The following is a 12,358-nucleotide window of genomic DNA, read 5'->3' as shown; positions in this document are numbered from 1 at the left end:
CCAAATCCACCGGCCTGCCACCCAGGGCCAGATAAGACAGCCAAACGGAGCCCGGATATGACTTCCGAACCGGAAAAAAAGAAACCAATTTGGCGCCGGTATTTCCTGTGGGGAATGCCCGTGGCCGGAATAGCCGTGGCCTTTGTCGCGGGCATCGTCTTTTGGGGCGGGTTCAACACCGCCATGGAAGCCACCAACACAAAGGAATTCTGTGTCTCGTGCCACGAGATGCGTGATTTCGTCTATGAGGAATACACCGGCACGATCCATGACGTGAACCGGTCTGGCGTGGGCGCGGTCTGTTCCGACTGCCACGTTCCCAAGGACTGGACCCACAAGATGATCCGCAAGATCAAGGCGTCCAAAGAGCTGTATGGCAAGCTGGTCGGCACCATCAACACCCGCGAAAAGTTTGAAGCCAAGCGCGTACATCTGGCGATGAATGAATGGGAGCGGATGAAATCCACGGACTCACGTGAATGCCGCAACTGCCACGATTTTGAATCGATGATGCCCGAGTTCCAGAAACCGCGCGCACGTCAGCAGCACCTGAATGCGATGGAGATCGGCCAGACCTGTATCGATTGTCACAAGGGGATCGCCCACTCGGACGCCCGTGATCGGGCCGATGAGGACTATCTGGAAAAGCTTGAGGCACCCAACCCGGCCTTCATTCGTGAAATCCCGCAGGAATACCTAACCAGCCTTGCGAAGATCGAAGCCAAGGAAGCTGCCGAAGCCGAGGCTGAAAAAGCAGCCAAAACCGCCCAGCAAGAGGCCGTTCAGGCACAGATCGCGGCCGCCGTAGACGCAGCCGTCGCCGAAGAACGCGCCAAGGCAAACGGCGAAGAAGCCGCAGCACCGGCAGGCGGCGGCAGTGATGTTGGCAGCAGCGTCGACTGGAATGCCGTTGCAAGCGCCGATCTGAAACTGTTCTACCCCGGGCAAGCCTCTTTTGAGTGGGTGCAGAACGGCAAGTTCCACGGCGGGGCCCGTCCCCTGACCAAGGGCGGCGATCAATGCTCGACCTGTCACGCCAAAGAACTGGATACGATCGGCAACAAGATCGTTGCGGGCGGTGATCTGGAACCAACCCCGATCCCCGGCAAACGTGGTGTGATCGATGCGACCGTGCAGGCCGCGCATGATGACGAGAACCTTTATATTCGCATGCAATGGCCGGATGCAGGCCATAACCCTGCCCCCTTCGTCGATGGCGGCAAGATGGACCCCGACAACCAGATCAAGGTCGCAATGATGATCACCGGTACCGGGATCGAGTTGGGCGATCAGGTAGGCTGCTGGGCCTCGTGCCACGCAGACAACAGCTATATGCCATTTGATCCGGGCGCTGACGCGATTGCCGCCAATGGGGATATCGCAGGCCGCCTGAGCACTCAGGACACTGTGACCAAATACATCAGCGAAAGCCGGACCGAGGTCGAAGTCAAAGGTCGCCGCGGCAAGGCATTGGGTGGCTGGGACAAGTTGGAGGCCGAGGCGCAGATCCAGCAATACCTGGCCGATGGCACTTACCTGGACCTGATGCGTGTCTATGCTGATGGCAGCGCCTCCAACGGTTATCTGTTGGAACAGCGCGTGGTCAATGACGGGGAAATTGCCGCCTCGGCCAATCTGTCCGGTGGCGTGTGGACCGTCGTCTTCTCGCGGCCACTGAACTCGGGTGCGCCCGGCGACGTGCCGCTGGAACCGGGTCAGACCTATACGGTGGGCTTTGCCATTCATGATGACTTTGCCGCCGCGCGGTTCCACCACGTTACGCTGAACACCAGCCTGGCGCTGGACGACGACAGCGCCAACATCAACGTGGTCAAACAATAACGGATAGGGGCCGGAAAACCCGGCCCCCGCCCTTTTTTGGAAAGGAGAGATGGATCATGAAACCCCACTGCCTTCTTCCTGCGCTTCTACTTCTCGCCCCACCCGTCTTGGCGGATGAAACCGCCGAGATTTGCGCCGAGGCTGAGCAACGCTATGTCGACTTGTTCGGGCAACCTTCGTCAGCCGTCGAAGACGCCGAAGTGGTGCTGATGTACAAATACAAATTCTGCCCCGGTCAGTTGACCGTGAAAGCAGGAACGACAGTGCGCTGGATGAACGTGGACAAACGCACCAGTCACAGTGTGCTGCTGAAAGGCGGCAGCGAACCCGAAAGCGACCGTTTGTTCCCTGAGGAATCCGTTGATCTGACATTCCTTACTCCAGGCCCGCAGGAATACCTGTGCGGGCCGCATTGGGAAACGCAGAACATGATCGGAATGATCACCGTAGAACCCTGAGCCGAGGCAAAAAATACAGGCAAGTCAAAGGAGCGCGGGCGCAAATCCCGCGCTCCTTAACTTTAGTCAAGGAAGCCGCGAGCAGAATCCGCCAACCTGTTCTCATGACACGCCCGGTTCGCCCAGCAACGTCCCTTTTCGCAGGCAAACCCGGGCTCGGAAGACATTCAGACCAAGCGAGTTTGCACATGAGCGGTAAGGTTTTTCTGATTGGCGCCGGCCCCGGCGACCCCGAACTCATGACCCTGCGTGCCTTGCGCATGCTGCAAGAGGCCGACGTGGTCGTCTATGACCGGCTGGTTTCGGACGACATCCTTGCCATGCATGCCGAAAAGGCGCGGCTGATTCCGGTCGGCAAGGCCCCCAAATGCCATACCGTACCGCAAGATCGCATCAATGAGATTCTGCTGGAAGAGGCCCGCGCCGGTCACACCGTTGCACGGCTGAAAGGCGGTGACCCGATGATCTTTGGCCGTGGCTCGGAAGAAGCGGCCTATCTTGTGGCCCATGGCGTCACGGTCGAGTACGCACCCGGCATCACGGCCGCGCAGGGGGCCTCCTGTTCGACCGGCGTGCCGCTGACCCATCGCGGGCTGGCAACCTCGGTCCAATATGTCACTGGCCACCGGCAGGAAGACAAGGTGCTGGACCTGGATTGGAAGCGGTTGGCCGATCCCGACTCGACGTTGGTGGTCTACATGGGCGTAGCCAACATTGGCCAAATCGCCATGGGGCTGATGACCGAGAACCTGCCCGGATCGACGCCCGTTCTGGCTGTCAGCAAAGCCACCACACGGGCCGAACGTCGCATCGTGTCCCGGTTGGACAGGCTGGCCACCGACGTGCGCAGCGCTGCACTTGAGGCACCCACTTTGTTCATCATCGGACAGGTGGTTTCGCTGTATGCCGAACGTTCGGTGGCCGAATTGATGGAACAAGCGCATGGCTAGGCTAGGTCACCGGACTGTTGCGCTTGGCAGGCAGAGCAGCCAACCGTTGACTTCGGTTCTGCTGGCCGGCGCGGTTGTGATCGCCACCTCGGCATTTGCCGCCGACACCTTGAACCCCGACGCCCTGAAACGGCTTGTCCATCAGGATTGCGGGTCGTGCCACGGGCTGTCGCTGAAGGGTGGCCTTGGTCCCGATCTTCGGTCCCAAACGCTGCAACACTATGATCCGGACGTGCTGACCGGCGTCATTCTCGATGGGATTCCCGACACGGCAATGCCCCCCTGGCGCCCCCTTATTACCGAGGAAGAGGCCGAATGGATCGCCCGTTACCTGCTGCAACAGGAGGCACAATGAAACAGCTTATTCTTGGCCTTGCCGCCACCCTGATGATGACCTCGGCGCATGCTGAACCAACCGCCACCGGTGATCTTGGTCTTGTGATCGAACGCGCCAAGGGTTCGGTCCTGTTGGTAGATCAATCCGACCGGGCCGCGCTGGCGCGGATCGAAGGGCTGGGCGATCTGTCCCATGCCTCGCTGGTCTATTCGCCCGACGAACGCTTTGCTTATGTGTTCGGGCGCGATGGCGGGCTGACCAAAGTCGATATCGTCACCCGACAGATCGTGAACCGCGTCGTACAGGCCGGTAACGCAATTGGTGGCGCAATTTCAGACGACGGACAGCTAGTCGCCGTGTCGAACTATGAACCCGGCGGCGTCCGTGTGTTCGACGCCAATACGCTTGAGTTGGTCGCAGATATCCCAACGGGTAGCAAAACAATCGGTCTGGTCGACGCGCCGGGCCGCAGGTTCGTCTTCACCATGTGGGACTCTGGCGAAACCTGGATTGCCGATTTCGCGACAGGCACGCCCGAGATCACCAAGATCCCCGATATGGGCAAAAACCCCTATGACGCGCTGATCACCGCCAATGGCCGCACCTATATCACTGGCCTTTTTGGCGAGGACGGGCTGACCGCGCTGGATCTCTGGGCCGAGGCCCCGGAACCGATCCGCGTCCTACCGGATTACGGGCGCGGGCAGGAAGAAATGCCTGTCTACAAGATGCCCCACCTGGAAGGTTGGGCGCTGACAGGCCGCGAATTCGTTCTACCCGCCGTGGGCCATCACGAGGTTCTTTGGATCGATGCCGACACTTTGACCGAAACCGGACGCACACAGACCCACGGTCAGCCGGTCTTTGCCATGGCCCGGCCCGACGGGCGGCAGGTCTGGGTGAATTTCGCCCATCCGCTGAACGATACGATTCAAGTGATCGACAGCGTCACCAAGGACATCATCCACGAATTCAAACCCGGTCCGGCGGTGTTGCATATGGAATTCACCCCGCGTGGGCACGAGGTCTGGATCAGCGTGCGCGATGCCAACAAGGTCATGGTTTATGACACGCAAACCTTTGAAAAGCTGCGCGAGATTGAAGCGGACAGCCCATCAGGCATCTTCTTCACCGCACGTGCGCACAGAACGGGGCTTTGAGACGATGGATCACATCACTGACCCGATCGACTGTCGCTTGCTGGACGAGTTTCAGCGCGATTTTCCCATAACCGACCATCCGTTTGAGGTACTTGGCGCAGCGTTGGGTCTGGACGAGGCCGAGGTCATCGATCGCCTGACCCGGATGCGCGCAACCGGTCGGATCACGCGGGTGGGTGCGACGATTGCACCGGGGGCAGTATCGGCCAGCACCCTGGCCGCCGTTGCCGCCCCCGAGGAACAGTTGGAAGAAATCGCCGCCCTGATCGACTCAGAACCCGGAGTGAACCACAATTACCAGCGCGAGGATACGTGGAACCTGTGGTTCGTTGCCACCGGGCCGGACCGGGAGCATGTGAACGATACCCTTGCCCGGATCGCCCGACGTACCGGGCTGCGGGTACTGGACCTGCGGCTGGTACGCCCATTCAATGTCGATCTTGGTTTTCGAATGTCGGGCGATTCCCGCAATGTGCCCGGCCCCCGCAAGGTGGATCGCTCGGCCATGCGGGACGGCGACCGCGCCCTGCTACAGGCGCTCAGTTCCGGCCTAGAACTGGTCGCGGAACCCTATACCGCGCTGGCCCGATCAATGAACCGATCCACGCCCGAGGTTCTGGCGCGGATCAAGGCGCTGCACGATGCCGGCATCATCTCGCGCCTCGGTGTCATCGTACGTCACCGGGCGCTGGGTTGGTCGGCCAATGCGATGGTGGTTTGGGACATGCCCGCCAGTCAGATCGACACCGCCGGCCCGGCGCTGGCCGCACATCCCGGCGTGACCCTGTGCTATGAACGTAACCCGGTCGAGGACGTCTGGCCTTACCGCCTGTATTCCATGATTCACGCCCGCTCGCGCAGCGAGGCGCAAGAAGTTCTGTCCGGCGCCGTTGCCCTGCCGGAACTGGCCGGTGCGCGCCACAAAGTTTTGTTTTCGACCCGCTGTTTCAAACAGACCGGCGCATTGATCCAACCAAAAGAGGCCGCCGCATGAGACTGGACGAAACCGACCGTGCAATCCTAAACCGAATGCAGGACGACCTGCAGTTGATCCCTCATCCCTATGCCGCGATTGCCACCGAACTTGGCATTCCGGAAAGCGAATTGCTGCACCGCCTCAGCCGCATGAAAGAGGAACGCATCATCACCCGCTTCGGTCCGTTTTTCGACGCGGCCGCCATGGGGGGTGCGTTCTGTCTGTGCGCCATGGCGGTGCCGGTCGAAAATTTCGAAACCGTCCTGACCAAAGTCAATGCGCACGCGGAGGTTGCCCATAATTATGAACGTACGCACCGGCTGAACATGTGGTTCGTACTGGCCACCGAAACGCCCGAGGGGATCGAGGCCACCGCTGATGCGATCGAACGGGAAACGGGGATCGAGGTTCTCCGTTTCCCCAAATTGCAGGAATTCTTCATCGGCTTCCGGGTAGCGGCATGATCGACGCAAAAGACAGAGAGATTATCGAGGCGCTGCAAGGCGGCCTGCCCCTGGTGCCCGCGCCCTATGCGCGGGTGGCCGAGCGTCTTGGCATGGACGAAGACGCGTTGCTGTTCCGCCTGGCCGAACTGAAATCGCGCGGCGTTATCCGTCGCATTGCCGCTGCTCCTAATCACTACAAACTGGGCATGACCTCGAACGGCATGACCGTGTGGGATGTGCAAAACGACCGTGTGACTGAACTGGGCACCCAGATCGGCGCGCTGCCCTTTGTCACCCACTGCTATGAACGCCCCCGCGCCCTGCCCGACTGGCCTTACAATTTGTTTGCCATGGTTCACGGCGCAGACCGTGACGAGGTCGAAGAAAAGCGCGCCGAGATCACCGCCATTCTCGGCGATGCATGTCGGGCTAAAGACATCCTCTATTCCACGCGCATTCTGAAAAAGACCGGGCTGCGCCTGAAAGCGAAAGGCTGAAACATGTTCCGCCTGACCGAATACATGCACCAACTCGTCACCCCGACCCCGGTGCGAAAACGCCGCCCCGGACCGGTGAAACCGGTGGTGATCTGGAACCTGACGCGGCGCTGCAATCTGAAATGCCGCCATTGCTACACCGTCTCGGCGGATGTTGCGTTCCCCGGTGAGCTCAGCCACGAGCAAGCCATGGTAACCCTTGAGGATCTGGGCCAATTTCGCGTCCCGGCCCTGATCCTCTCGGGTGGGGAACCGCTGGACCGGTTTGATTTCTTCGACATTGCCAAACGCGCCCGCGATCTGGTGCCGATGCTGGCGCTGTCGACCAACGGCACGCGGATTTACGATGAAACCGCTGATATGATTGCCGATGTGGGATTCAACTATGTCGGCATTTCGCTGGACGGGATCGGGGCCACAAATGACTGGTTCCGCGGCGTTGAAGGCGCCTTTGCCGACGCATTGCGCGGTGTGCGCGAATGTAAGAAACGCGGGATCAAAGTGGGCCTGCGATTTTGCCTGACCGAGGGCACTCAGCATCACCTGCCCGACCTGCTGCAACTGTGCGATGACGAAGGGGTCGACAAGTTCTACCTGTCGCATCTGGTCTATGCTGGGCGCGGCGACAAGAACCGGGGCGAAGATGCTGAACACCTGCGCACCCGTAACGGGCTGGACCTGCTGCTGGAGCGCGCGTGGGAGGCCGCCTCGGGCGGGCGCCCACTGGACATTGTGACCGGCAATAATGATGCAGATGCGGGGTACTTCCTGAACTGGGTGCGCACGCATTTCGATGCCGACAAGGCCGCTCATGTACGAGAACATCTCGCCGCGTGGGGCGGGAATTCCAGCGGATTGGGCGTGGCCAATATCGACAATCTGGGGCGCGTGCATCCCGATACGTATTGGTCCGACTACACGGTCGGCAACGTGAAGACCAAACCGTTCTCAGAGCTGTGGGCCAGCGAGGACCAGATGCTCTCTATGCTGCGCACCCGACCACGTCCGCTGAAAGGGCGCTGCGGGGCCTGCCAATTAAAGGACGTCTGTGGCGGCAATACTCGTATCCGGGCTTTGCAGGTGACCGGCGATCCCTGGGCCGAAGATCCGGCCTGCTATCTTTCCAATCAAGAAATCGGCGTGGATGACGCGGGCGAACGCCTTAAGGTCACGCCGTTCCGGGGGAAACGTCATGATCCGGCACATCAGTTCTTTTGACACGTTGAAAATAGGCACGCTCTGCTCGCTGCTGCTGGCTGGTTCAGCATGGGCCGACGCCCCGTCGGACTATGCCGAACACTGCGCCTCGTGCCATGGCGAGAACCGTTTGGGCGGTGTTGGCCCGGCCCTGATCCCCGAGACGCTGAAACGCATGCGCGGCCCGCGTGTGGCCGCCGTGATTGCCGAGGGGCGTACAGCCACCCAGATGCCCGCCTTTTCGCATGAACTTGACGCCTTGCAGATCGAAGAACTGGCGGGTTGGCTGAAATCCCCGCTGGAAACCAACCCCGAATGGGGCGAGGCCGAGATCATGGCCAGCCGTACGCTGGACGCAGAATACAGCCCGGTCGATGCTCCCGTCTGGGACAGCGACCCGATGAACATCACGCTGGCAGTCGAAACCGGCGATCACCACGTCAGCGTGTTGGACGGTGATAGGTTTGAAGTAATGGATCGGTTCGAAACTCCGTTCGCCGTCCACGGAGGCCCGAAGTTCAGCCCCGACGGGCGCTATGTTTTCATCATGTCGCGCGATGGTTGGGTTCAGAAATACGATATCTGGGCGCTGAAACAGGTGGGCCGCGTGCGCGCGGGGCTGAACAGCCGCAACATCGCCATGTCAGGTGATGGAAAATGGGTGGCCGTCGCCAATTACCTGCCCAACAGCCTGACCCTGCTGTCGACCAGCGACCTTTCGGTCGCCAAGGTCATCGAGATCAAAAGCAAAAAGGGCAATCCCAGCCGCGTTTCTGCCGTTTATCAGGCCCCGCCACGCGAAAGCTTTGTGCTAGCCCTGAAAGATGTTCCCGAGATTTGGGAAGTTTTTTACGGCGACAACCCGCCTCAGTTCGGACTGGGTCATGACTTCCGTATCGAAGGGCAGTTCAAGAACCCAAATCCCTTCCCGGTCCGCAAGATCACCACGCCTGACTATCTGGACGATTTCTTTTTCGACCAAAGCTATGAATACGTCATGGGTGCCTCGCGCGACGGCAAGGGCGGGCAAGTTATTGATCTGGTCATCGGTCAGAAAGTGGCTGATCTAGACCTGCCAGGTATGCCGCATCTGGGATCAGGCATCACGTGGCGGTACGGCGATACAACCGTGATGGCCACGCCGCACCTGACCGACGGCACCGTGTCTGTGATCGACATGCAGACATGGGAAACGGTCAAACGGATCAAGACCGAAGGGCCGGGTTTCTTCATGCGCAGTCATGAGAATTCTCCTTACGTCTGGGCCGATGTGTTCTTTGGACCCAACAAGGATGCGATGCACGTAATCGATAAGCAAAGCCTTGAAATCGTGAAGACTTTACGTCCAGCGCCGGGCAAAACCGTGGCCCATGTCGAATTCACCAAGGATGGGCGCCATGCACTGGTATCGATCTGGGAAGATGATGGTGCCGTGATCGTCTATGACGCGCAAACTCTGGAAGAGGTTCGCCGCTTGCCCATGCGCAAACCTTCGGGGAAATATAATGTCTGGAACAAAATCACCTTCTCGGAAGGTACCAGCCACTGAGGGCAAATGGCCGGTCTGGAAACTGGCCATCCTGCTCTACCCCGCCACGGCACTAACCGTGGCCATCAACCTGTTTCTGGCGGGTCTGGTTGCCAATGGTATGGGGCTTGGCGTGATCGCACCTGTAAGCGCAATCCTGTGGTCGATCCCGCTGGGCTTGCCCGCATCCTGGCTGGCCGGGCGCTGGTTGCGCGGGTTGATGGATGAAGCCGACGATTAGTCACAAATTTCGGATACCTGACCTAAGTCAAGTATCCGTCTGAGAGAATCCCGTAGGACAAAGGAAAGAACGCCGAGTTGGATTCTCCATGTCTGCCCCAGTCCCACTGCACACACTGTCTGTCCGCGCTTCACGCGCGGCGTGCGCCATGGCAGGCACCCTTCTTTTGCTGTTGCAACTGCTTAGTCCGGCGCTGGCGAGTCCCGGACAAAGCATGTGGGTTGAGATCTGCTCGGAGGCAGGCGCGGTCTGGGTTCAAGTGGACCTCGAAGAAGGGACCGAAGACCCAACCGCGCCCTGCCCGAAATGCGCCGACTGTGCCTTATGCGCCGTCACCGCTGCGGCACCCCTGCCAAACCTGCCGGAACTGAAGTCGGACGGGATTGTTCAGGTCGCTCGCTGCGATGACCGCAATCTAGTCAATTACTACCAAGTTAGGCGGTTATGGCCCGAAACCAGAGGCCCCCCGCACGCGCCCCAAGAAACATCCGAACGCGCCCCGCGCGCGTCCATGGCGTCAATCCAAGTAACCGGAGGTGCGCCGTGGTCGTAAGTCGCGCAACCCATATCCTGCTGGCCTTTGTCCTGTCCTGCCTGATGGCGATCAGCGCCCATGCCGACAGCCTTGCCAGCTTCCTGCCCGAGATTGAGCCCTCTGACCTTGCCCCCGGTGCCGATGCCTTTGGCCCGGTGCGCGATGACGTGCCTGTTGCTCCGGTTCTGAAAGGGGGCGAAACCGTCGCCTGGGCTTTCCTGACTTCGGATTTCGTGGGCACCACCGGCTATTCGGGCAAACCCATCCATGTGGTTGCCGCAATAAACGCTGATGCCGTGCTGACCGGTGTGCAACTGGTCAAACACTCGGAACCCATCGTACTGATCGGCATTCCCAATTCGCGCATGGTCGAGCTGACCGAAGGCTACACTGGTCTGGACTTGAAACACGAGGCCGCAACGGGTGGTGAGGGGCATGACCTCGACATCATCTCGGGTGCCACCGTGACCATCATGGTGATCGACGACAGCCTTGTGCGCGGCGGTATCAAAGTGGCCCGCGCGCTGGGTTTAGGTGGGCTGTCGCCATTACAGGCCGACGGGCCGAAACGCGAAGTCGATATGGCTAAGAACGCCATCTATGACTGGACCACCCTGTCTGGTGACGGCTCGATCCGGCGGCTGACGCTGGATGTCGGTCAGGTCAACGCCGCTTTTGAAGCTACCGGAGATCAGCGCGCCATCAAACGCCCGGAACCGGGCGAACCGGATGACACGTTTATCGATATGCATATGGCGTTGGTCTCGGTTCCCTCGATCGGGAAATCCCTGCTGGGTGAAGCCGAGTATCAAAACCTGGTCGAGTGGCTGGACGACGGCGAACAGGCCATTCTGGTACTGGGGCGCGGGGCTTACAGCTTCAAAGGCTCAGGCTATGTGCGCGGTGGGATCTTCGACCGGATTCAGCTGATCCAAGGCGACAATTCGGTCCGGTTCTTTGACAAGCAACAAGAGCGCCTAGGCAAGGTTGCGGCCGCTGATGCGCCCAGCTTCACCGAACTGGATATCTTTAAAATCCCAGCCGAGGCGGAGTTTGATCCCGCCGAGCCGTTCCGCCTGCAACTGCTGGTACAGCGGGCCGTGGGCGCAGTTGAGAAAACCTTCCTGACTTTCGATCTGGGCTACAAACTACCCGAGCAGTACCTACTGCCCGTAACCGCCCCTACCGTTGTTGACGACGCCACCGGCGAGGCCGCCGCCAAAGCCGCCCTGTGGAAGCGCATCTGGAAGGACCGCACAGTCGAAATTGGCGTCCTTGGCGTCATGCTGCTGGTCCTGACGGCGACGTTCTTCTTCCAGTTCCACGTGACGATGAACGCGAGGGTCTTCTATTGGTTCCGCATCGGGTACCTGACCATGACCCTGTTCTTCATCGGCTGGTACGCCAATGCGCAGCTGAGTGTGGTGAACCTGATGGCACTGGCTGGCAGCCTGCGGACCGGGTTCAGCTGGGACGCCTTCCTGCTGGATCCGCTGGTCTTCATCCAATGGTTTGCGGTCGCCGCCGCGCTGCTGTTCTGGGGGCGTGGGGCCTATTGCGGCTGGCTGTGCCCGTTTGGCGCTTTGCAGGAGTTGACCAATAAGATCGCGCGGGCATTGCGCATCCCGCAATGGACCCTGCCATGGGGCCTGAACGAACGGCTTTGGCCCGCGAAATACATGATCTTCCTGGGTCTTTTCGGCCTCAGCTTCGTCTCGATCCCGCTGGCCGAAACATATGCCGAGATTGAGCCCTTCAAGACCGCGATCATTCTGAAATTTATGCGCGACTGGCCGTTTGTGGTCTTTGCGCTGACCTTATTGGGGATTGGGCTGTTCATCGAACGGTTCTACTGCCGCTACCTCTGCCCGCTGGGCGGAGCGCTGGCGATCCCCGCCCGTATTCGCATGTTCGACTGGCTGCGCCGCTACAAGGAATGCGGCACCCCCTGTCAGACCTGCGCCAACGAATGCCCCGTTCAGGCCATCCACCCCACCGGTGAGATCAATCCGAACGAGTGCGTCACCTGCCTGCATTGTCAGGTGCTCTACCAGTCCGAGGACAAATGTCCCGTCGTTATCCGCCAACTGAAACGGCGGGCCAAGACAGGGTCGGTCGACCTCAAGACCCCCCTCGGACAGCCACCGGCGAACCATCCGAACGCCAAACCGCAATCCGTTTCCTAAAAAAG

Annotated in this window: 13 protein-coding genes; all 13 read left to right on the top strand. The window is 60.0% G+C overall.

Features of this window, described 5'->3' with window-relative positions; genetic code table 11:
• Positions 1-57: 57 nt before the first annotated feature.
• The 13 genes from ACR0B8_RS08320 to ACR0B8_RS08260 all read left to right on the top strand — a co-directional run bounded on the left by ACR0B8_RS08320 (position 58) and on the right by ACR0B8_RS08260 (position 12,353).
• On the top strand, positions 58-1,842 hold the full coding sequence (locus tag ACR0B8_RS08320) for a NapC/NirT family cytochrome c (protein WP_170578418.1): 1,785 nt from the start codon (positions 58-60) through the stop codon (positions 1,840-1,842).
• A 56-nt stretch (positions 1,843-1,898) separates the two neighbouring features.
• Positions 1,899-2,300, top strand: coding sequence for a cupredoxin domain-containing protein (locus ACR0B8_RS08315; RefSeq protein ID WP_480658420.1), 402 nt, complete (start codon positions 1,899-1,901; stop codon positions 2,298-2,300).
• Positions 2,301-2,488: 188 nt separating this feature from the next.
• Complete coding sequence (gene cobA / locus ACR0B8_RS08310) at positions 2,489-3,250, top strand: uroporphyrinogen-III C-methyltransferase (RefSeq protein WP_170359413.1); 762 nt, start codon at positions 2,489-2,491, stop codon at positions 3,248-3,250.
• 46 nt (positions 3,251-3,296) lie between these two features.
• Complete coding sequence (locus tag ACR0B8_RS08305; RefSeq protein WP_254438747.1) at positions 3,297-3,605, top strand: c-type cytochrome; 309 nt, start codon at positions 3,297-3,299, stop codon at positions 3,603-3,605.
• Positions 3,602-4,747 carry a cytochrome D1 domain-containing protein gene (locus ACR0B8_RS08300; RefSeq protein WP_170359410.1) on the top strand — a complete coding sequence of 382 codons (1,146 nt, stop codon included), beginning with the start codon at positions 3,602-3,604 and terminating at the stop codon, positions 4,745-4,747. The genes ACR0B8_RS08305 and ACR0B8_RS08300 overlap by 4 nt, the downstream gene beginning before the upstream one ends.
• Positions 4,748-4,751: 4 nt before the next feature.
• Positions 4,752-5,741 carry a siroheme decarboxylase subunit beta gene (ahbB, locus tag ACR0B8_RS08295; protein WP_170359408.1) on the top strand — a complete coding sequence of 330 codons (990 nt, stop codon included), beginning with the start codon at positions 4,752-4,754 and terminating at the stop codon, positions 5,739-5,741.
• Complete coding sequence (locus ACR0B8_RS08290; protein WP_170359406.1) at positions 5,738-6,187, top strand: Lrp/AsnC family transcriptional regulator; 450 nt, start codon at positions 5,738-5,740, stop codon at positions 6,185-6,187. Before ahbB (ACR0B8_RS08295) ends, ACR0B8_RS08290 begins: the two co-directional genes overlap by 4 nt.
• Entirely contained in the window at positions 6,184-6,666 is a 483-nt protein-coding gene (gene ahbB, locus ACR0B8_RS08285; protein ID WP_170350163.1) for a siroheme decarboxylase subunit beta, read from the top strand. Before ACR0B8_RS08290 ends, ahbB (ACR0B8_RS08285) begins: the two co-directional genes overlap by 4 nt.
• 3 nt (positions 6,667-6,669) lie before the next feature.
• Entirely contained in the window at positions 6,670-7,884 is a 1,215-nt protein-coding gene (nirJ, locus tag ACR0B8_RS08280) for a heme d1 biosynthesis radical SAM protein NirJ (protein ID WP_170359403.1), read from the top strand.
• Complete coding sequence (locus ACR0B8_RS08275) at positions 7,859-9,412, top strand: nitrite reductase (protein ID WP_226688852.1); 1,554 nt, start codon at positions 7,859-7,861, stop codon at positions 9,410-9,412. Before nirJ ends, ACR0B8_RS08275 begins: the two co-directional genes overlap by 26 nt.
• A complete protein-coding gene (locus ACR0B8_RS08270; RefSeq protein ID WP_170350160.1) occupies positions 9,369-9,632 on the top strand; it encodes a hypothetical protein in 264 nt (87 codons plus the stop codon). The genes ACR0B8_RS08275 and ACR0B8_RS08270 overlap by 44 nt, the downstream gene beginning before the upstream one ends.
• A 148-nt stretch (positions 9,633-9,780) precedes the next feature.
• Entirely contained in the window at positions 9,781-10,185 is a 405-nt protein-coding gene (locus ACR0B8_RS08265; protein ID WP_226688851.1) for a DUF2946 family protein, read from the top strand.
• A 44-nt stretch (positions 10,186-10,229) separates the two neighbouring features.
• Entirely contained in the window at positions 10,230-12,353 is a 2,124-nt protein-coding gene (locus tag ACR0B8_RS08260; protein WP_174821564.1) for a NosR/NirI family protein, read from the top strand.
• Positions 12,354-12,358 lie beyond the last annotated feature (5 nt).

Source organism: Ruegeria sp. BH6 (assembly GCF_056538105.1).
Note: the sequence above shows the minus strand (reverse complement) of the source record. Positions and strands in the feature narration are given on the sequence as shown.